Source organism: Streptomyces sp. NPDC039430 (assembly GCF_055639435.1).
The window spans coordinates 130324-150846 of the sequence record NZ_JBVKAK010000012.1 but is presented as its reverse complement, the minus strand read 5'-3'; the positions used below and the strand labels follow the sequence as shown (position 1 = coordinate 150846).

Sequence of the window (20523 nt, the reverse complement as noted above, 5' to 3'; positions counted from 1 at the left end):
CACCGTCCCATGGTCGAAAGAGTCTTCCCGCGCACGCCCCGGCAATCCGGTCGGCGACCCCGTCGGCAGCCCGCCCGGCAGCCCGTACGGCAACGCCCCCGTCTCCGTCTGCTCCTGGCCTCCGGTGCCGCCTCCGCCGCCCTCGTGGCCGGGAGCGTGATCCCCCTCAACCCGCTGCTCCCCGCGCCCCAGCAGGCCCAGGCCGCCGACGGCAAGAAGGTCCTCACCGTCGCGGTCAGCCAGAGCGTCGACTCCCTCAGCCCGTTCCTGGCCCAGTCATTGGTCAGTACCAGCATCCACCGGCTGACGTACGAGTATCTGACCAACTACGACCCCAAGGACGCGCACACGGTCCCCGGCTTCGCCACCGCCTGGCAGCCCTCCGCGGACAAGCTGACGTGGACCTTCACCATCCGCAAGGACTCGAAGTGGTCGGACGGCGTGCGGGCGACCGCCGAGGACGCCGCCTGGACGTTCAACAAGATGATGACGGACGAGAACGCGGCCACCGCCAACGGCAGCTTCACCTCCAACTTCAAGAAGGTCACCGCGCCCGACCCGGAGACGCTGGTCATCGAGCTGGACAAGCCGCAGGCCACCATGACGGCGCTCGATGTGCCGATCGTGCCCAAGCACATCTGGGAGAAGGTCGGCGACTTCTCGAAGTTCACCAACGACAAGCAGTTCCCGATCGTCGGCAACGGGCCTTTCATCGTCACGGACTTCAAGGTCGACCAGTACATCAAGCTCAAGCCGAACAAGGACTTCTGGCGCGGCGCGCCCAAGTTCGACGAGCTGGTCCTCAAGTACTACAAGGACGGGGACGCGGCCGTGGCGGCGCTCCAGAAGGGCGAGGTGTCCTTCACCGCGGGCCTCACCCCCGCACAGGCCGCGGCCCTGAAGAACGCCGAAAACATCAAGGTCAACGACGCTCCCGGGCGCCGTTTCTACGCGCTCGCCACCAACCCCGGTGCCCGCTCGAAGGACGGCGAGAAGTTCGGCAACGGGCACGCCGCGCTGCTGGACCCGGCGGTCCGCAAGGCGCTGTTCCAGGCCGTCGACCGCAAGACCGTCATCGACAAGGTCTTCCAGGGCCACGCCGTCGAGGGCAAGGGCTATATCCCGCCGCGGTTCGACGCGTACTTCTGGGAGCCCTCGGCCGAGCAGACGATCGCGTACGACCCCGCCGCGGCGGCCCGGACCCTGGACGCGGCCGGCTACCCGAAGAACGCCGCGGGCAAGCGCGTCGGCAAGGACGGCAAGCCGCTCGACTTCCGGATCCTCTGCCACGCGACGGACCCGAACGACAAGGCCATCGGCAAATATCTCCAGGAGTGGTGGGGACAGCTCGGCATCGGGCTGAAGGTCGAGTGTCTGGACAATGTCTCCGACCCCTGGCTCGCGGGCGATTACGACCTGGCGTTCGACGGCTGGTCGGTCAACCCGGATCCCGACTACGTCCTCTCCATTCACACGTGCGGCGCGCTCCCCGCCACGCCCAAGGACAGCGGCGCCACGGACAACTTCATCTGCGACAAGCGGTACGACGACCTGTACGCCGAGCAGTCGGCGGAGTACGACCCCGCAAAGCGCGCGGAACTGGTCAAGCAGATGGAATCGCGGCTGTACGACACCGGGTATATGAATGTCATGGCCTACCCGAACGCGGTCGAGGCGTACCGTACCGACCAGATCAAGTCGATCACGACGATGCCGGAGGCCGCCGGCAATCTCTGGGGCCAGGACGGCTACTGGAGCTGGTGGTCCGCGGTGCCGGCCGATGACGGCGGCGGTTCCGGCAGCTCTTCCTCGACCGGTGTGGTGATCGGGATCGGGGCCGCTGTCGTGGTCGTCGCCGCCCTCGGTCTCTTCGTCGCGATGCGTCGCCGTTCCACCGCGGAAGACCGTGAATAACCGATGAGCACCGCAAGCACCCCGGGTGTGGTGCGGGACGCCGTCGACGGCCCGGTGCAGACCGGGCCGTCCGGCTCCGCCCCCACGGCCTCGGGCACCAGGACCGCGTATCCGCTCTATGTGGCGGGCAAGCTGGGCGGCGCCGTCGTCTCGCTGCTCGCCGTCCTCGTCACCAGCTTCTTCCTCTTCCGGATCATCCCCGGCGACCCGGTCAAGGCCATGACCCATGGCGTGCCGACCTCCGCCGGGCAACTGGCCACGCTGCGCAAGCAGTTCGGGCTCGATCTGCCGCTGTGGCAGCAGTTCACCGACTACTGCGGCCGGGCGCTGACCGGCGATCTCGGCACCTCGTACCAGTTCCGCGCGCCGGTCGGTGAGCTGATCGCCGAGAAACTGCCCGCGACACTGCTGCTCACGGGCGTCGCCGTGGTGATCTACTCGGCGCTCGGCCTCTGGCTCGGCACGCGCTCCGCCTGGCGCAACGGCGGCCTGAGCGACCGCCTCAACACCGGTGTGGCGCTGACGCTGTGGTCCGTCCCGTCCTTCTGGCTCGGACTGCTGCTGATCATCGTCTTCTCGGTGGGCATCGGCCCGGTCCCCGGCATGTTCCCCACCGGCGGTATGGAGTCGGGTGACTCGTCCGGCTTCGGTTATGTCCTCGACGTGGCACACCACATGGTGCTGCCGGTGACCACGCTGGTCGCGGTCGGATACGCGCAGACGCTGCTCGTCATGCGGTCGTCGCTGCTGGACGAGATGGGCAGCGACTATCTGACGACGGCACGGGCCAAGGGGCTGCGGGACGATCTCGTACGACGCCGGCACGCGGTGCCGAACGCCCTGCTCCCCACCGTCACCATGGTCTTCATCAACCTGGGCCATGTGGCGGCCGGTTCGATCCTCGTCGAGACGGTCTTCTCCTGGCCGGGTCTCGGCGGACTGTTCTACCAGGCGCTGAGCGTGCCCGATCTGCCCCTCGTCCAGGGGCTGTTCGTCGTCTTCGCCGGGGCGATGATCCTGATGAACCTCCTCGCCGACCTGCTCTATCCGCTCCTCGATCCCCGGGTGGGCCGATGACCCTGGAGAAGACCCCGCCGGCCGCCGCACCGGGCCCGGGATCCGCGCCGCCCTCGGCGTCCTCGCTCGCCTGGGCCCGCCGCCGCGGCTCGGCGACCCGCTTCTGGAAGGAGTACCGGACACACCGCGCCGGGCTCCTCGGGCTCGCGGGGCTCGCGTTCATCGCCCTGATCGCCCTCTTCGCGCCGCTGCTCGTCGGCGGCGACGTGCAGAGCGTGACCAACGCGCCCGGTACGGCCCTGGAGAAGCCGAGCGGTGAATTCCCGCTCGGCACGGACCAGTTCGGACGCTCGCTGCTCGGCCTGCTGATCTGGGGCGCCCGGATCTCGCTGACCGTGGGGCTGCTGGCCGCCGCGCTGTCGGTGGCCATCGGCACCCTCGTCGGGGTTGTCGCCGGGCACTACGGCGGCTGGTTCGCCACCGTGGTCATGCGGATCACCGACTGGTTCCTGGTGATGCCGACGCTCGTGCTGGCGATCGTCCTCGCGACGGTCATGTCACGGTCCATCTGGACGGTGATCCTGGCGATCGGGGTCACCAGCTGGCCGACGACGGCGCGGCTGGTCCGGGCCCAGACCATCGCCGTCGAGTCCCGCCCGTACATCGAGCGCGCCCGCGCGCTCGGCGGCGGCCACGGCCACATCATGACCCGCCATGTACTGCCCAATGTGATGCCCCTGGTGCTCGCCCAGACCACCCTCGGTATCTCCAGCGCCATCCTGACCGAGGCGACCCTCGCCTTCCTCGGCCTCGGCGACCCCCTCATCATCTCCTGGGGCGGCATGCTCCAGGACGCGCGCGAGGCGGGCGCGGTCTCCTCGGGACACTGGTGGTATCTGGCACCGCCCGGTATCGCGATCGCGTTCGTCGCGCTCGCCTTCACACTCTGCGGCCGCGCGATCGAGGCCGTGCTCAACCCGAAGCTGGGGGTGTCCCGTTGACCGGCACGACACTGCTGGAAATCAAGAATCTCCAGGTGACGTACGGCTCCGGTCCCTCCGCCGTGCCCGCCGTACGAGGCGTCGACCTCACCCTCGAATCCGGCCGCAAGCTGGGCATCGCCGGTGAGTCGGGATGCGGCAAGTCCACCCTCGCGCTGGCGCTGCTCCGGCTGCTGCCCGCCTCCGCGCGGCTCTCCGGCGAGATCCTGCTCGACGGCGAGGACGTCCTCACCATGAAGTGGGGCCGGCTGCGTGCCGTGCGGTGGGCGGGGGCGTCCATCGTCTTCCAGGGCGCGATGCACTCGCTCAACGCGGTGCACCGGATCGGCGACCAGATCGCGGAACCGGTACTGCTGCATCGCCACGCCACCCCGGCCGCGGCCCGCTCGCGCGCCGGCGAACTGCTGGAGCAGGTCGGGCTGCCGGCCGCCCGCGCGGACGCCTATCCGCACGAACTCTCCGGCGGCCAGCGTCAGCGCGTGATGATCGCGATGGCACTGGCCTGCGATCCGCGGCTGATCGTCGCGGACGAGCCGACCACCGCCCTCGATGTGATGATCCAGGCGCAGATCCTGCGCCTGATCGAACAACTCGTCGCTGACCAGGGCATCAGCCTGCTGATGATCAGTCACGACCTGGCGGTCCTCTCGGACACCTGCGACCGGCTCGCCGTGATGTACGCGGGCCGGATCGTCGAGGAGGGCCCGGCGCGCACGGTGTACGACGCCGCCGAGCATCCGTACGGCCGGGCGCTCTCCGCCGCCTTCCCCCGCGTCGGTGACCTGGCGTCGCGGCGCGCACCGCGCGGGCTGCCCGGCGACCCGCCGGACCCGTCGGCGCTGCCGTCCGGCTGTACGTTCCATCCGCGCTGCCCGGTCGCCCTGGACTCCTGCGCGACCGACGACCAGGAGCTGCGGGACGCGGGCCAGGACCGCCGGGCGGCGTGCGTACGGGTGGGATCGGCCGTAACCGCGGAGGTACGGCCATGACGGCGCCCACGACCACCCCTCAGGAGCCACCCGTGCCCGCTGCCCCCCTGCTGTCGGCCACCGGGCTGAACGTCACCTTCCCCGGCCGGCGCGGCGCGCCGCCCGCGCACGCCGTCGACGGGGTCGACCTCGACATCGGCCCCGGCGAGATCGTCGCGCTCGTCGGCGAGTCCGGCTGCGGCAAGACCACGCTGGCGCGGACCCTGCTCGGACTGGTGCCGCCCACGGGCGGCGGGGTCAGCTTCGCCGGGGAACCGCTGGGGTACGGCTCCCGCGCCCTCAAGGCGTACCGCAAACGGGTCCAGCTCGTGCTCCAGGACCCGAGCGGCTCCCTCAACCCGCGCCACACCGTGTACGACGCGGTGGCCGAGGGCCTGCGGATCCACGGCTACCGGGGAGACGAACGCGAAGCCGTCGCCGAGGCGCTCTCCCGCGCCGGTCTGCGCCCGCCCGAGCGCTTCTTCCTCCGCTACCCGCACGAGCTGTCCGGCGGCCAGCGCCAACGCGTCGTCATCGCGGGCGCGCTGGTACTGAACCCCGAACTGATCGTCGCGGACGAGCCGGTGGCGTCCCTGGACGCGTCCGTACGGGGCGAGATCCTGGCGCTCCTGCTGTCCCTGCGCGACGAACTCGGCCTCTCCGCGCTGGTCGTGACGCACGACCTGGGCCTCGCGTGGAACATCGCGGACCGGGTGGCGGTGATGTATCTGGGCCGGATCGTGGAGACGGGCCCGGTCGAGGACGTGCTCACGAACCCTCAGCATCCCTACACGCGGGCGCTGTTGTCCGTCCTCCCGGAAGCGGACGGCCCCCCGGTCATCCTCACGGGCGAACCCCCGGACCCGTCACGCATCCCGGCGGGCTGCCGCTTCCACGCGCGGTGCCAGGTGCTGGCATCGGGGGAGGCGGAGAGGGCGGGGGTGGCGGAGAGGTGCAGGACGGGGGTGCTGCCGGTGCTGGGGGGTGGGGCGGCTACGCAGGTGGCGTGCCATTGGGTGGGGGCGGGTTAGGTGGAGTGTGGGGCGGCGGGTTGCGGTTGCGTTGTCATGGGCCGGGGCCCGGGGCCTCCGGAGGCACATGTCCGGACGGCATGATTTACGGCGCGACCCTGCCCAATCGATGGTTCGGGCGTCCGCGCGCCACACATCACGCTTCAGTGTCCGAACACGCACCTCCTGCGCCCCCGGTCCCCTCCCGCCGGTGGGTCGCCGCAAGCCGCCGCCCTGGTGGGGGTGTGGAGTCGGGCGCGGCCCGGTGGCCCGGCCAATCGCCGTCCCGGCGGAGGTAAGTGGGCTGGTGCGGCCTGCCGTTCGCTGCCACCTCGCCCGTCCGCCCTGGTGGCGTCGGGTGCGGGAGTGTGCCGCCGCCTCCCCCACCCGCCCGCGCGCACGGCCGGGTCGCTTGTGCGGGCGGTGAAGGGGGGCGTGCAGGGATCGTGTCCGGGACACTGAAGCGTGATGTGTGGCGCGCGAACGCCCGTTTCCTGGCTGTGGCCGGCTGCGCGCCGTACGGGGGTCCGGGGGTGTCCCCCGGGAAAGCACAGCATGCCGTCCCGGGCGCGAGCCCCGGAGCGCCACCCGGCGACAACGCGCACCGGACCACCGGCCCCAGCCGAAACGCACCCCGCCAGACGAACCCCCGGCTACATTCCCAGCAGCACTCGCGACTTCTTCACGTCGTCCCCCATCGCTTCCAGCAGCGCCTCGATCGACTCGAACTTCCGCTGCCCCCGCACATACGACAAGAAGTCCACGGTCACATGAAGCCCGTACAGATCCAGCCCCACCCGGTCGATCGCATACGCCTCGACCGTCCGCTCCGTGCCCTCGAACTGCGGGTTCGTGCCCACCGAGATCGCCGCCGGCATCCGTTCCCCGTCCGCCGTGAGCCATCCCGCGTACACCCCGTCCGCCGGGATCGCGGTGTGCGGCAGGGTCTCCACGTTCGCCGTCGGGAAGCCGAGTTCACGTCCGCGCTGCGCGCCGCGTACGACCACGCCCTCCACCCGGTGCGGCCGGCCCAGGATCTCCGCCGCGCCCGCGACATCGCCCTCGGCGACCAGTCGGCGGGTGAGGGTGGAGGAGAAGGGCTCGCCGCCGCCCGCCTCGCCGGTCACATAGAGGTCGACGACCTCGACCTCGTAGTCGTAGGTCACCCCCAGATCGGCCAGGACGGCGACATTGCCGGCGGCCTTGTGGCCGAAGCGGAAGTTCGGGCCCTCGATGACCGCGCGGGCGTGCAACTTGTCGACCAGGACCTTCACGATGAAGTCGGCGGGCGACAGCTTGGAGAACTCAAGGGTGAAGGGGAGGATCAGCAGCGCGTCCACCCCCAGGTCCGCCATCAGCTCGGCGCGCCGGTGGTGGGGCGCGAGGAGGGGCGGGTGGCTGCCGGGGCGTACGACCTCGCTGGGGTGCGGGTCGAAGGTGACGACGACCGACTGCACCCCCAGCTCGCGTGCCCGTTCCACGGCCCGTCCGATGATCAGCTGGTGACCGCGGTGCACCCCGTCGTAGGAGCCGATGGTGACGACGCCGCGCCCCCAGTCCTGGGGGATGTCCTCCAAGCCACGCCAGCGCTGCACTGTGACCGCTCCTCGCCCGAAACTGTGTACTTCATTGCCGATTACGCAGCTCTAAGACTGCCATGCCCGGCGCCCACGGCCCTCACCGGCACCGGAGAACCCGGCCGCGGGCCGAACACGCTCCCCGTGCACCGGTGGTGCGCTCCGAGCGCCCGGTCCGTGAGGTGCGCGGCGGGTGCCGTGTGGACAGACACCCCTCCGGGAGGGGGACCGTGGGGCGGACAGGCGTGCCTGTCCGCCCCACGGTGGAGGGTCAGCCGAAGACCGCGAGGCTCTTGGCCTTGCCGTCCTGCTCCTCGACCAGCGCCACGAAGCGCCCCTCGGGGTCGAACGCTGCCACCGGGGCCGTGGCGTACGAGGGCATGTCCAGCCGTACGCCGTTGATCAGCAGCTTGGCCCGCCTCTCGTCGACGTCCCAGCGCGCGAACGCCGCGGCGGCGGCCTCGGCGACCGGCATGACGGTCAGCTCCTGCTGGAGCTGGTCGAGCGTCTTCGCCGCGTCGAGCGCGTAGGGCCCCACCCGGGTCCTGCGCAGCGCGGTGAGATGCCCGCCGACCCCGAGGCCGGCGCCGAGGTCGCGGGCGAGGGCGCGGATATACGTACCGGAGGAGCAGACGACGGAGACGACCAGGTCAAGGACCGGAGTGCCGTCCTCCGCGACCGCTTCGCGGACGTCGTAGAGCCGGAACGAGGAGACGGTCACCGGGCGGGCCGGGATCTCGAACTCCTCGCCGCCGCGCACGCGCGCGTACGACCGCTTGCCGTCGATCTTGATGGCGCTGACCTTGGAGGGCACCTGCATGAGGGCGCCGGTCAGTGCCGCGATCCCGGCGTCGATGGCCTCGCGCTTCACGGCGGAGGCGTCGGCCGAGGAGGTGATCTCCCCCTCCGCGTCGTCCGTGACGGTGTCCTGCCCCAGGCGGATGGTGCCGAGGTACTCCTTCTCGGTCAGCGCGAGGTGTCCGAGGAGCTTCGTGGCCCGCTCCACGCCGAGGACGAGGACGCCCGTCGCCATGGGGTCGAGGGTGCCGGCGTGGCCGACGCGGCGGGTTCTGGCGATCCCGCGCATCTTGGCGACGACGTCGTGCGAAGTGAAGCCCGACGGCTTGTCCACGATGACAAGCCCGTCGGGCGTGGTGTTCTGCTGAGTCATTCCGCGGCGGCGCCGTCCGTGTCGTCCGTGTCGTCGGTGTCGTCCTCGTCGTCCTTGCGGTACGGGTCGGCCCCGGCCGCGTAGGTCTTGCCGGTCGACACCTGCCGTACCTCGGCGTCCTTGGCGCGCGCCTTGTCGAGGAGGTCCTCGATGGTGCGGGCGTTGTCCGGCAGGGCGTCGGGGACGAACGCCAGCGTCGGGGTGAAGCGGACGCCGGTCTGACGGCCCACCTCGGAGCGGAGGACGCCCTTGGCGCTCTCCAGGGCCGCCGCGGAGGCCGCGCGCTCCTCGTCGTCGCCGTAGACCGTGTAGAAGACCGTGGCCTCCCGCAGGTCGCCGGTGACGCGGGCGTCCGTGATGGTCACGAAGCCCAGTCGCGGGTCCTTGATACGGCGGTCCAGGGTCTCCGCGACCACGACCTGGATGCGATCGGCCAGCTTGCGGGCCCGCGCGTTGTCGGTCACCGGTCCGTCACTCTTCCTTCTGGGTTTCCTTGTGTACTGGTCAGTCTTCATCGCCGTGCAGCCGCCGTCGTACCGACAGCAGCTCCACCTCGGGGTGGCCGGCGACCATGCGCTCGCAGCGGTCCAGCACATCCGTGAGGTGCGCCCAGTCACCGGACACCACCGCGAGACCGATCTCGGCCCTGCGATGGAGATCCTGACCGCCGGTCTCCGCCACGCTCACCGCGAATTTCCGCTGCAGCTCGGCGACGATGGGCCGGACGACGGAGCGTTTCTCCTTCAACGACCGTACGTCGCCGAGGAGCAGATCGAAGGACAGCGTCCCCACATACATGCGTTTCCGGATCCCCGCCGGTACGGGTTCAGATGCCCTGCCAGCGCTTGGCAGGGGCACAAGAACCGTACACGGAACGGCCGGGGCCGATCGACGGAATATGCGTCCCGTCGACCGGCCCCGGACCGGTTGCCGTGCGTCAGCCGCGCGGCTTCTCGCGCATCTCGTACGTCGCGATGACGTCGTCGATCTTGATGTCGTTGAAGTTTCCGAGGTTGATACCGCCCTCGAAGCCTTCGCGGATCTCGGTGACGTCGTCCTTGAAGCGGCGCAGACCCTGGATGTTGAGGTCCTCCGCGATGACCTTGCCATCGCGGACGAGCCGGGCCTTGGTGTTCCGCTTGACCTCGCCGGAGCGGATGAGAACACCCGCGATGTTGCCCAGCTTGGACGAGCGGAAGACCTCGCGGATCTCCGCCGTACCGAGCTCGACCTCTTCGTATTCCGGCTTGAGCATGCCCTTGAGGGCGGACTCGATCTCCTCGATCGCCTGGTAGATGACCGAGTAGTACCGGACGTCCACACCCTCGCGCTCGGCCATCTGCGCGGCGCGCCCGGCGGCGCGCACGTTGAAGCCGATCACGATGGCGTCGGAGCCCATGGCCAGGTCGATGTCCGACTCGGTGACCGCACCCACACCGCGGTGCAGGACCCGGATGTCGACCTCGTCGCCGACGTCGAGCTGGAGCAGCGAGGACTCAAGAGCCTCCACCGAACCGGACGCGTCGCCCTTGATGATGAGGTTGAGTTCCTGCACCAGACCGGCCTTGAGGGCCTCGTCCAGGTTCTCCAGGGAGAACCGGACGCCCCTGCGGGCGAAGGCCGCGTTCCGCTCACGGGCGGCACGCTTCTCGGCGATCTGCCGGGCGGTGCGGTCCTCGTCGACCACGAGGAAGTTGTCGCCGGCGCCGGGGACGTTGGTGAGACCCAGGACCAGGACCGGCGTCGACGGCGCCGCTTCCTCGACGTTGTTGCCGTTGTCGTCGAGCATCGCCCGGACACGGCCGTACGCGTCACCGGCGACCATCGTGTCACCGACGCGCAGCGTGCCGCGCTGGACGAGGACGGTGGCGACAGCGCCGCGACCGCGGTCGAGGTGGGCCTCGATGGCGATACCCTGCGCGTCCTGTTCCGGGTTGGCCCGGAGGTCGAGCGAGGCGTCCGCGGTGAGGACCACGGCCTCCAGCAGGCTGTCGATGTGCAGGCCCTGCTTGGCGGAGATGTCGACGAACATGGTGTCGCCGCCGTACTCCTCGGCCACCAGACCGAACTCGGTGAGCTGGCCGCGCACCTTGGTCGGGTCGGCGCCCTCGACGTCGATCTTGTTGACCGCGACCACGATCGGCACGTCGGCCGCCTTGGCGTGGTTCAGCGCCTCGATCGTCTGGGGCATCACACCGTCGTTGGCCGCGACCACCAGGATCGCGATGTCGGTGGACTTGGCACCACGGGCACGCATGGCGGTGAACGCCTCGTGACCCGGGGTGTCGATGAAGGTGATCTTGCGCTCTTCACCGTTGACGTCCGTGGCGACCTGGTACGCGCCGATGTGCTGCGTGATACCGCCGGCCTCGCCCGCGACGACGTTCGTCTTGCGGATCGCGTCCAGCAGCCTGGTCTTACCGTGGTCGACGTGACCCATGACGGTCACGACCGGCGGACGGGACACGAGGGCTTCCTCGCCGCCCTCGTCCTCGCCGAACTCGATGTCGAAGGACTCCAGCAGCTCGCGGTCCTCCTCCTCGGGGCTGACGATCTCGACGACGTAGTTCATCTCGCCGGCGAGGACCTGGAGGGTCTCGTCGGAGACGGACTGCGTGGCGGTGACCATCTCGCCGAGGTTCATCATCACGGCGACGAGCGACGCCGGGTTGGCGTTGATCTTCTCCGCGAAGTCGGTGAGCGACGCACCGCGCGACAGCCGGACCGTCTGGCCCTGGCCGCGCGGCAGCATCACGCCGCCTACCGACGGGGCCTGCATGGCCTCGTACTCCTGGCGCCTCTGCCGCTTCGACTTGCGGCCACGACGGGCGGGCCCGCCGGGACGGCCGAACGCGCCCTGTGTGCCACCACGGCCGCCGGGACCACCCGGACGTCCGCCGAAGCCGGGACGGCCACCGCCGCCACCGAAGCCGCCGCCACCGGGACGACCCGGAGCGCCGCCACCGCCGCCGCCACCCGGGCGACCGGCGAAGCCGCCACCGCCGCCGCCACCACCGGGACGGCCGGCGAAGCCGCCGCCACCGGGACGACCGCCGCCGCCACCGGCACCGCCGGGACGACCGCCGCCACCGGGACCGCGGCCACCGCCGGGGCCACCGCCGGGACGCGGACCCGCGGCGGGACGCTGCGGCATCATGCCCGGGTTCGGACGGTTACCACCGGGGCCACCGCCGGGACCCGCGGCGCGGGGCGCCTGCGGACGCGGCATACCGCCGGGGGTGGGACGTCCGGTCTGTCCACCGGGACCGGCCTGCGGACGGGGACCGCCCTGACCGGAGCCCTGCGGGCGCGGACCACCGGGGGCACCGGGGCCGCCGGGACGCGGGGCGCCGCCGGGACGGGGCGCCTGCGGGCGCGCCATTCCGGTGGAGCCACCCGAGGTGAAGGGGTTGTTGCCAGGACGCGGGCCCGCGGGGCGGGCACCGGGACGCGGGGCCTGGCCGGGACGCGCGCCGCCGGAGCGGCCGCCCTGGCGCTGGTCGCCCTGGCGCTGATCGCTCTGCCGCTCGCCCTGGCGCTGGTCGCCCTGGCCGCCCGTGGGGCGGTTGGACGGACGCGGGCCGGGGGTGGCACCGGGCCGGGGACCGGCGGCCGGGGCCGACGGGGGCGCGGTGAACTCCGGGGCCGCCGGCGCGGCGGGCGCCGGCTTCGGCGCGGCGGCCGCGGGCCGCGGGGCCGGAGCCGGACGCGGGCCGGGCGTCGGCGCGGCGGAGGGGGTGCTCCTGGGGGCCTCGGCGGCGGCCGGCTTGGGGGCCGGGACACCGGGCTTGGGGGCAGCGGGACGTGCCGCCTGCGCCGGGGAGGGCGCGGCGGGCCTGGCGGGGGTCGCCTTGCGGGGCGCCCCGGGCTTGGCAGCGGACTTGCCGGCGTTGCCGCCGGGCCCCTGCAAAGCGTCAGTCAATTTGCGTACAACCGGCGCCTCGATCGTCGACGACGCCGAACGGACGAATTCACCGAGTTCTTGGAGCTTGGCCATGACGACCTTGCTCTCCACGCCGAACTCCTTGGCGAGTTCGTATACCCGGACCTTAGCCACTTCGCTCCTTTTAGGTCCGGGTTACCGCCGGACCGTCGCTACTTCATGGGCGTACTCATCGCGTACTCATCGAGTGCTCATCGCAATCTCGACCTACTTCCAACTCGCGAGGTACCTGAACCGCACGGGGCTCCGTGCCGTACTTCTTCCTACAGTGCTGCCTGCACTGTGATCGCCTCGACCACACGGCGCAGCTCCGCGCTGTCGAGCGGTCCCTGGACCCGGAAGGCCCGGGGGAACGCCCGGCGGCGGACCGCCAGATCGAGACAGATCAAGGCGGGGTGCACATACGCACCCCGGCCGGGCAGCGTACCGCGTTGATCGGGAACACATTGTTCTCCGGTCACCACGATGCGCAACAGATCGTTCTTGGCCGCTCGCTCCCGGCAGCCCACGCAGGTGCGCTCAGGGCATGCACGGTCGATCGTCCGGCCAGACACGTTCAAGTCTACCTCCCCGCGCCGACATCACCCCTTTGGGGCAAGGTTCGAACGCCCACCGCCCGAAAGATCGTGTCGATGTCCGGCGAGGCCGGGTCGCCGCTGCGTGCGACAGGCCCGCCACCGCCGGTCGTTGCCCGATCGTCGGAGCCGGATACTCAGCCGCGGTCGCGCCCGCGGTCGTCGCGGCCACGGCCCCGGTCGTCGCCCCGGTCACGGTCGTCGCCGCGGTCCCGGTCGTCGTCCGTGGGCTCCGTGTCCGGCCGGATGTCGATGCGCCAGCCGGTCAGCCGGGCGGCGAGGCGGGCGTTCTGCCCTTCCTTGCCGATCGCCAGGGACAGCTGGTAGTCGGGCACGGTCACCCGCGCGGAGCGGGCGCCCAGGTCGACGACCTCGACCTTGGTGACCCGGGCGGGCGACAGCGCGTTCGCCACCATCTCGGCCGGGTCGTCCGACCAGTCGACGATGTCGATCTTCTCGCCCAGCAGTTCGGCCATGACATTGCGCACACGCGCGCCCATCGGGCCGATGCAGGCGCCCTTGGCATTGAGACCGGAACGTGTCGACCGTACGGCGATCTTGGTGCGGTGGCCGGCCTCGCGGGCGATCGCCGTGATCTCGACGGAGCCGTCCGCGATCTCCGGGACCTCCAGCGCGAAGAGCTTCTTCACCAGATTGGGGTGGGTACGGGACAGCGTCACGGACGGCCCGCGCACCCCCCTGGCCACCCTCACCACGTACGTACGCAGCCGGAGGCCGTGGGTGTACTCCTCGCCCGGCACCTGTTCCTGCACCGGAAGGATGGCTTCCAGCTTGTCGTCCAGCTTGACCAGGACGTTCTTCGGGTCCTTGCCCTGCTGGACGAGACCGGCGACGATATCGCCCTCCCGGCGCGCGTACTCGCCGAAGGTGACGTCGTTCTCGGCGTCCCGCAGCCGCTGCTGGATGACCTGGCGGGCGGTGGTCGCGGCGATCCGGCCGAAGTCCGACGGGGTGTCGTCGAACTCCTTGGGCTCCTGCCCCTCCTCCAGATCGGCCGGGTCCTCCTTGGCCCAGACCGTGACATGGCCGGTGTCCCGGCTCAGTACGACCCGGGCGCGCCGGTGGCTGCCCTCGGTGCGGTGGTAGGCGATGAGGAGCGCCGATTCGATCGCCTCGACCAGCAGGTCGAAGGGAATCTCCTTCTCTTGTGCCAAGCCCCTCAGGAGCTTCACATCGATGTCCACGGCTACGCCTCCTCTTCCTTCTTGTCCTTGCGGCTGAACTCGATCTCCACGCGCGCCTTGTCGATCCCCGCGAACCCGACCCGGCGGGCGGTGGGCTTGCGCCCCTTCACGCCCGGGACTTCGAGGTCGAGCCCCTCGTCGTCGACGGTGAGGATGCGTGCCACCAGTTCGCCGTCCTCGTGGAGCTGGAACCTGGCCAGCCGGCCCACGGCGCGCACGTAGTGGCGGTGTTCGGTGAGCGGGCGCTCCGCCCCGGGGGAGGTCACTTCGAGCTGGTACTCGTCCTCGCCCATCGCGTCCGTCTCGTCGAGCCTGTCGGAGATGGAGCGGCTCAGCTCGGCGCACTCGTCGAGGTCCACGCCCTCGTCGGAATCGACCACGACCCTCAGCACACGACGCCTGCCCGCCCGGGACACCTCGATCTCTTCCAGATCCAGGTCCTTCGCGCTGACGAGCGGTTCCAGCAGTCCGCGCAGCCTTTCGCTCTGGGTGGTGCTCATCCGGGTGACTCCTCGGCCGCGTGTGCTGTTGTGGGATCGTCGCGTGTCAGATCAAGTCGCGTGTCAGATCAAAGGGTATCCGGTCCCAAGGGGTGTTGCCGTCCACCTGGGGGTGACCCGCGGGTACGCTCGCCTGCGGTGATCATCGCGAGGCCCGAGGAGAGACGCGTGGGGCGCACGGGGACGACACGGAGGCATGCTCTGATGGCCGCGGGCGCCACGACGGCCGGTCTGCTGACCGGCTGTTCCCAGGACTCGCCGGCCGCGGACAGCCCGGCGGGAATCGCGCGGGCGGCCGAGACCGAGCGCGCGCTGCGGGTGCGCGCGGCAGGCACCAACCGGGAGTTGCTGGGGCGGTACGACGCCGTGCTGAAGCGGCACCCCGGGCAGCGCGAGCGGCTGGCTCCGCTACGGGCGGCGGTCGTACGGCAGTTGGCGGCGCTGGCCCCGGAGCTGTCCGGGTCCGCGAGCCCGTCCCCCCCGGCGTCCACCGCTCCGTCCGCGCCCGTCACGGCCGCGGCCCCGGTGCCCGGCTCGCCCGCCGTTCCGGAGGAACCGGCGGAGGCCCTCAGGGCGCTGGCCGCGACCGAGCGCCGTACCAGCGACGCGCACACCGGCGCGCTCATGGAAGCGCCCCCGGAACTGGCCCGGCTGCTGGCCTCACTCGCGGCGGCGAGCGCCGCGCACGCCTATCTGCTGACGGAAGGATCCCGCTCATGAGTACGGCGCGGACGGCGTGGACGACGGGCACGGCGACCGGGGCGAACGACGGTGCGCTGGACGCCGCGCAGGCCGCACTCGCCGCGGAGCACGCCGCCGTGTACGGGTACGGGGTCGTCGGCGGTCGCGTCGGCGACGCGCGCCGGAGCGAGGCCACCAGCGCGCACGCGGCGCACCGGGCCCGGCGCGACGCGCTGGCGCGCACCGTACGGGACCTGGGCGGTACACCCGCTGCCGCCGCTCCCGCGTACGCCCTGCCCTTCCCCGTACCGGACTCCGCCGCCGCCGTACGGCTGGCCGCCCATCTGGAGGACCGCGTCGCGGGCGTCTACTCCGATCTCGTACGGGCCTCCGAGGGCCCCCTGCGGCGCGAGGCGGCGGGCGCGCTGCGCGAGGCCGCCGTGCGCGCGGTGCGCTGGCGCGGGACCGGCGTAGCCTTTCCTGGGCTCGCCGAGCGCGCGTGAGCCCGTGAGCTCGGAAAGGGAACTACGCACGTATGGGTTTCGAACCGCCGCGGCGTCTGGTGCGCACGCTCGGCGAGAGGTACGGGGAGACCGCCGCCGCCGAGTGGCTGGAGCGACTGCCCGGCATCACCGGTGAGGCGGTCGCCCGGCGGGGGCTGGAGGTCGAGCGGGTGATCGCGCCGGGCGGCCGGAGCGGGCTGGTGCTGCTCGTACGGCGGTCCGACGGCTCCCCCGCGACGCTCAAGATCGTCCCGCCGTTCGCGGCTCCCTCGCGGGAGCGGGCGGCGCTGGCGCACTGGAAGGGCTGGGGGGCGGCGGAGCTGCTCGACGCCGGGGACGCCGACGGCACGGACGCCCCGGACACGGCCGGCGGCGCGCTGCTCCTGGAGCGGCTGCATCCGGAGGTGTCGCTGCGCTCCCTGCCGGAGGCGAAGTCCCTGCTCGAAGCGGCGGGTACGGTGCGCCGGCTGTGGGTCGAGCCGCCCGGGGACCATGACTTCGAGACGGTGGCCGAGCGGACCGCGCGGGAAGCGGCGGCGCTGCGGTCGACGGCCGACGACACGCTCGCGCCGCTGGTGTCGGCGGCGCTGGCGGCGCGCGACGAACTCTGCGCCTCCGCCGCCGAAGTACGGCTCCTGCACGGCGCCTTCGGCCAGGGCAAGGTGCTCGCGGGCGACCGCGCGCCCTGGCTCGCGGTCGGCCCGGAGCCGCTGGTCGGTGAGCGCGCCTACGATCTGGCCCGGCTGGTGCGCGACCGGGTCGAGGACCTGGTGGCGGCGTCGTCGGGGGCGTCCTCGGCCCGCCGCCGGGTCAACAGGCTGGCCGATTCGCTGGACCTGGACCGGGAACGGGTGCGTGGGTGGACGCTGTTCCGCGCGGTGGAGTCGGGCGTGCGCACGCTGCGGGCGGGCCGTCGGCAGAGCGCGGAGCTGCTGCTGGAGTTCGCGGGCTGGCTGTAGGGCCCTGCCGCACTCCGGGGATTCACGCTCCGGACGGGCCGGGGGCTTGTCGTGGGACGGGCCCGGTACGCGAGCCCATCCCACGATGAGCACTGGTCAGGCGGTCAGGCGGGCGATCGCCTCCGCGACGGTCAGTTCCTCGCGCTCGCCCGTACGGCGGTCCTTCAGCTCCAGGACGCCGTCGGCCGAGCGGCGGCCCGCCACCAGGATCTTGGGGACACCGATCAGTTCGGCGTCGGTGAACTTCACGCCGGGCGAGACCCCGGGACGCTCGTCCACCAGCACCCGCAGACCGGCCGCCGACAGCTGCTCGGAGACGTCCAGCGCCAGTTCCGTCTGGAGCGCCTTGCCCGCCGCGACGACATGGACGTCCGCCGGGGCGATCTCGCGGGGCCAGCACAGGCCCTGCTCGTCGGCGCTCTGCTCGGCCAGGGCCGCCACCGCGCGCGAGACGCCGATGCCGTACGAGCCCATGGTCACGCGGACCGGCTTGCCCTGCTGGCCGAGGACATCGAGCTGGAAGGTGTCGGCGTACTTGCGGCCGAGCTGGAAGATATGGCCGATCTCGATCGCGCGGTCGAGCTTGAGGCCCGTACCGCAGGCCGGGCAGGGGTCGCCCGCCTCGACGACGACCACGTCGAGGTAGTCGTCGACCTCGAAGTCCCGCCCGCAGACCACGTCGCGCGCGTGCGTGCCGGGCTTGTTGGCGCCGGTGATCCAGGCGGTGCCGGGCGCGATCCGGGGGTCCGCGATGTAGCGGATCTTGAGGCCCTGCGGGCCGACGTAGCCCCGTACCAGCTCGGGCCGGTCCTCGAAGTCCTCGGCCGTCACCAGCTCCACCACCGCGGGCGCGAGGTGCTCGCCGAGCTTGCCGAGGTCCACCTCGCGGTCACCGGGGACGCCGACGGCCGTGATCTCGCCGTCGACCTTGACCAGCAGGTTCTTCAGGGTCGCCGAGGCCGGCACATCGAGGAACGCGGCGAGCGTCTCGATGGTCGGGGTGTCGGGGGTGTCGAGCTCCTCGACCGGGCCGGGCTCGGTGGCCGCGGGCACGGACGCCGCGAAGGTGACCGCTTCCGTGTTGGCCGCGTAGTCACAGGCGGGGCAGTCCACGAAGGTGTCCTCGCCGGCCGCGGCGGGCGCCAGGAACTCCTCGGAGGCGGAGCCGCCCATCGCGCCGGAGACCGCCGAGACGATACGGAAGTCGAGGCCGAGGCGCGCGAAGATCTTCTGGTACGCCTCACGGTGCAGCGCGTACGACTCGGCGAGGCCCTCGTCCGTGGTGTCGAAGGAGTACGAGTCCTTCATCTGGAACTCACGGCCGCGCAGCACGCCGGAGCGCGGCCTGGCCTCGTCCCGGTACTTCGTCTGGATCTGGTAGAGCATCACCGGCAGGTCCTTGTAGGACGTGCACTGGTCCTTGACGACCTGGGTGAAGATCTCCTCGTGCGTGGGGCCCAGCAGATAGTCGGCGCCCTTGCGGTCCTTGAGGCGGAACAGCAGGTCGCCGTACTCCTCCCAGCGGCCGCTGGCCTCGTACGGCTCCCTGGGCAGCAGCGCGGGCAGCAGCACCTCCTGCGCGCCGATGGCGTCCATCTCCTCGCGGACGACGCGCGAGACGTTGTCGAAGACCTTCTTGCCCAGGGGCAGCCAGGTCCAGATACCGGCGGACGTACGGCGGACGTACCCCGCGCGGACGAGCAGCTTGTGGCTGAGCGTCTCGGCGTCCGCCGGGTCGTCGCGCAATGTCTTGACCATCAAACGGGACATGCGCTGGACCTGGGACATGGGGAGCACTCCTGCGTTCTCTCGGCTGATGCCTGGAGGTTAACCGGGGCACGCCCGCGGGCGGAAATCAGTTGTCCGCGCCGACCGCCCTGCGCAGCGGCAGCGGGGCGCCCATCACGGCGTACGGCTTGGGCGCGCTGGGGAAGTGGACCTGGCGGGCCAGGTCCGCGTAGCCGAGCGCGCGGTAGAGGCGGCGTGCCGGGCTCTCGATGTCGATCGCGGAGAGGATCGACTTGGGTTCGCCCGCGCTGTCGGTGATCGCGGTGATCAGGGCGCGGCCGATGCCCCGGGCCTGGAACTCCGGGTGGACATGCAGCTCGGTGATCACGAAGGAGTCGATGAGCCAGCCCTCGGAGCCGGTGGTGCGCAGATAGGGCTCGACGACGGTGGACCACCAGTGGGCGCGGTCGTTGGGCAGGCCGTACACGAAGCCGACGAGCCGGCCGGTCACGGTGGTCGCGCCGAGGGCTCGGGAGCCGCGCAGCAGCAGATGCCGGAGCACGATGTGGCGGCGTACCTCGATCTCGTCGTCGCTGAGCCCGAAGGCGAGGGCCTGTACGGCGAGCGCCTCGTCGACGCGTGCGGCGAGGTCGACCGGCCCTACCTGTACGTCGGGGGTGCGGGGGCTGCCCCCGGGAATGCTCAGCATGGGCCGAACCCTACTTTCAGAACAGCACGCTCATGAAGGCGCCCACTTCACGGAAACCCACCCGGCGGTACGCGGCTCTGGCGGGGGTGTTGTAGTCGTTCACGTACAGGCTCACGACGGGCGCCACATCGGCCAGCGCGTACCGTACGACCGCCGCCATGCCCGCCTCGGACAGGCCGCGGCCGCGGAATTCGGGGTCGACCCAGACGCCCTGGATCTGGCAGGCCCGGGGGGTGGCGGCGCCGATCTCGGCCTTGAAGACGACTCTGCCGTCGTCGATCCGGGCGAACGAGCGTCCCGCGCCGACGAGTTCGGCGACGCGCGCCTGGTAGAGCAGTCCGCCGTCACCGGCGAGCGGTGAGACACCGACCTCCTCGGTGAACATCGCCACGCAGGCGGGCATGATCACGTCCAGCTCGGCCTTGCGGATGCGGCGCACGAGGGGGTCGGGCGCGACGGTGGCGGGCGGTTGCTCGGTGACCATCAGCGGCTGGTGGGCGCGGATCTCGCGGGCCGGCCCCCAGTGCGGCTCCAGCAGCCGCCACAGCTGGGCGGTGGGCTCGGCGGGGCCGACGATCGAGGAGCAGCGGCGGCCGGTTCTGCGGGCCCGGTCGGCGAAGGCGCGCACGGCCTCGGGGGTGGCGCAGATCGGTACGAGATTGGCGCCGGAGTAGCAGAGCGAGCGCAGCCGCCCGTCCGCGTACCAGCCCCACATCTCGCCGCCCAGGCGCCAGGGGTCGAGCCCCGCGACCTGTACGCGGGACGTCACGAAGGCGTTTTCGACGGGCTCGCTCTCCAGGACGGCGAGCGCGGCGTCGAGTTCGCTGGGTTCGAGGACCCGGGTGGTGGTCTGCGTCAACACGAGGGGGCCTCACCATACGTCTGCCGATCCCCGCACTGTACCCGGCGCCTTCCCGGTATGCCGCTCATCGGAGCAGGATCCGGTATCGCCGCAGGTCAGAGCGCGAAGGGTCCCGCAGCCGAGGCCCGGGGGCGGTGGCTGCGGGACCCGTTACGCACATATGTCCGCAGGCGGACACGGTGGCCGGCACGAGAGGCGCG

Annotated in this window: 19 protein-coding genes; 8 read left to right on the top strand and 11 right to left on the bottom strand. The window is 71.6% G+C overall.

The annotated features are described in order from the left end of the window. Nucleotides 1-9 precede the first annotated feature (9 nt). From ACZ7LS_RS27425 to ACZ7LS_RS27405, 5 genes are read left to right on the top strand one after another with little or no spacing between them, the layout of a single operon-like run. The gene (locus ACZ7LS_RS27425) at nt 10-1914 is read left to right on the top strand and encodes an ABC transporter substrate-binding protein (protein WP_385136518.1); all 1905 of its coding nucleotides are present in this window, start codon (nt 10-12) and stop codon (nt 1912-1914) included. A 3-nt stretch (nt 1915-1917) separates the two neighbouring features. Beyond that, nucleotides 1918-2991: an ABC transporter permease gene (locus tag ACZ7LS_RS27420; RefSeq protein WP_385136521.1), complete on the top strand. Its 1074-nt coding sequence runs from the start codon at nt 1918-1920 to the stop codon at nt 2989-2991. After that, nucleotides 2988-3932 (top strand): ABC transporter permease, encoded by a 945-nt coding sequence (locus tag ACZ7LS_RS27415; RefSeq protein WP_382516992.1) that lies wholly within the window; start codon nt 2988-2990, stop codon nt 3930-3932. The genes ACZ7LS_RS27420 and ACZ7LS_RS27415 overlap by 4 nt, the downstream gene beginning before the upstream one ends. Then, nucleotides 3929-4921, top strand: coding sequence for an ABC transporter ATP-binding protein (locus tag ACZ7LS_RS27410; protein WP_382876018.1), 993 nt, complete (start codon nt 3929-3931; stop codon nt 4919-4921). Before ACZ7LS_RS27415 ends, ACZ7LS_RS27410 begins: the two co-directional genes overlap by 4 nt. Then, complete coding sequence (locus tag ACZ7LS_RS27405; RefSeq protein ID WP_382516997.1) at nt 4918-5931, top strand: ABC transporter ATP-binding protein; 1014 nt, start codon at nt 4918-4920, stop codon at nt 5929-5931. The genes ACZ7LS_RS27410 and ACZ7LS_RS27405 overlap by 4 nt, the downstream gene beginning before the upstream one ends. 632 nt (nt 5932-6563) lie before the next feature. On the opposite strand, the gene ACZ7LS_RS27400 is transcribed toward ACZ7LS_RS27405, so the two are convergent. The 8 genes from ACZ7LS_RS27400 to rimP all read right to left on the bottom strand — a co-directional run bounded on the left by ACZ7LS_RS27400 (nt 6564) and on the right by rimP (nt 14881). After that, nucleotides 6564-7505 carry a bifunctional riboflavin kinase/FAD synthetase gene (locus tag ACZ7LS_RS27400; protein ID WP_382517000.1) on the bottom strand — a complete coding sequence of 314 codons (942 nt, stop codon included), beginning with the start codon at nt 7503-7505 and terminating at the stop codon, nt 6564-6566. Between the two features lie 253 nt (nt 7506-7758). After that, nucleotides 7759-8658, bottom strand: a complete 900-nt coding sequence (gene truB, locus ACZ7LS_RS27395; RefSeq protein WP_385136525.1) for a tRNA pseudouridine(55) synthase TruB — start codon at nt 8656-8658, stop codon at nt 7759-7761. After that, on the bottom strand, nt 8655-9122 hold the full coding sequence (gene rbfA / locus ACZ7LS_RS27390) for a 30S ribosome-binding factor RbfA (protein WP_382517005.1): 468 nt from the start codon (nt 9120-9122) through the stop codon (nt 8655-8657). Before rbfA ends, truB begins: the two co-directional genes overlap by 4 nt. 40 nt (nt 9123-9162) lie before the next feature. Beyond that, entirely contained in the window at nt 9163-9456 is a 294-nt protein-coding gene (locus ACZ7LS_RS27385; protein ID WP_249954225.1) for a DUF503 domain-containing protein, read from the bottom strand. A 139-nt stretch (nt 9457-9595) separates the two neighbouring features. Next, a complete protein-coding gene (gene infB / locus ACZ7LS_RS27380) occupies nt 9596-12715 on the bottom strand; it encodes a translation initiation factor IF-2 (RefSeq protein ID WP_382517009.1) in 3120 nt (1039 codons plus the stop codon). Between the two features lie 149 nt (nt 12716-12864). Further along, nucleotides 12865-13155 (bottom strand): YlxR family protein, encoded by a 291-nt coding sequence (locus ACZ7LS_RS27375; protein ID WP_129772252.1) that lies wholly within the window; start codon nt 13153-13155, stop codon nt 12865-12867. Nucleotides 13156-13313: 158 nt separating this feature from the next. Then, entirely contained in the window at nt 13314-14381 is a 1068-nt protein-coding gene (gene nusA / locus ACZ7LS_RS27370; RefSeq protein WP_382517012.1) for a transcription termination factor NusA, read from the bottom strand. A 2-nt stretch (nt 14382-14383) separates the two neighbouring features. Next, nucleotides 14384-14881, bottom strand: coding sequence for a ribosome maturation factor RimP (rimP, locus tag ACZ7LS_RS27365; RefSeq protein ID WP_382517014.1), 498 nt, complete (start codon nt 14879-14881; stop codon nt 14384-14386). 204 nt (nt 14882-15085) lie between these two features. Here rimP and ACZ7LS_RS27360 point away from each other — a divergent pair, with 204 nt between their 5' ends. The 3 genes from ACZ7LS_RS27360 to ACZ7LS_RS27350 are packed head-to-tail and all read left to right on the top strand — an operon-like array spanning nt 15086 to nt 17024. Next, nucleotides 15086-15601: a hypothetical protein gene (locus ACZ7LS_RS27360; protein ID WP_382517016.1), complete on the top strand. Its 516-nt coding sequence runs from the start codon at nt 15086-15088 to the stop codon at nt 15599-15601. Continuing rightward, nucleotides 15598-16065: a DUF4439 domain-containing protein gene (locus ACZ7LS_RS27355; protein WP_385133469.1), complete on the top strand. Its 468-nt coding sequence runs from the start codon at nt 15598-15600 to the stop codon at nt 16063-16065. Before ACZ7LS_RS27360 ends, ACZ7LS_RS27355 begins: the two co-directional genes overlap by 4 nt. 32 nt (nt 16066-16097) lie before the next feature. Then, on the top strand, nt 16098-17024 hold the full coding sequence (locus ACZ7LS_RS27350) for an aminoglycoside phosphotransferase family protein (RefSeq protein ID WP_385133467.1): 927 nt from the start codon (nt 16098-16100) through the stop codon (nt 17022-17024). 96 nt (nt 17025-17120) lie between these two features. Here ACZ7LS_RS27350 and ACZ7LS_RS27345 read toward each other — a convergent pair whose 3' ends face one another. The 3 genes from ACZ7LS_RS27345 to ACZ7LS_RS27335 form a co-directional block, all read right to left on the bottom strand. Then, nucleotides 17121-18812 (bottom strand): proline--tRNA ligase, encoded by a 1692-nt coding sequence (locus ACZ7LS_RS27345; RefSeq protein ID WP_382517023.1) that lies wholly within the window; start codon nt 18810-18812, stop codon nt 17121-17123. Between the two features lie 67 nt (nt 18813-18879). Further along, nucleotides 18880-19461, bottom strand: a complete 582-nt coding sequence (locus ACZ7LS_RS27340) for a GNAT family N-acetyltransferase (RefSeq protein ID WP_382517025.1) — start codon at nt 19459-19461, stop codon at nt 18880-18882. 16 nt (nt 19462-19477) lie between these two features. Further along, nucleotides 19478-20323 (bottom strand): GNAT family N-acetyltransferase, encoded by an 846-nt coding sequence (locus tag ACZ7LS_RS27335; protein WP_382517028.1) that lies wholly within the window; start codon nt 20321-20323, stop codon nt 19478-19480. Nucleotides 20324-20523: the final 200 nt, after the last annotated feature.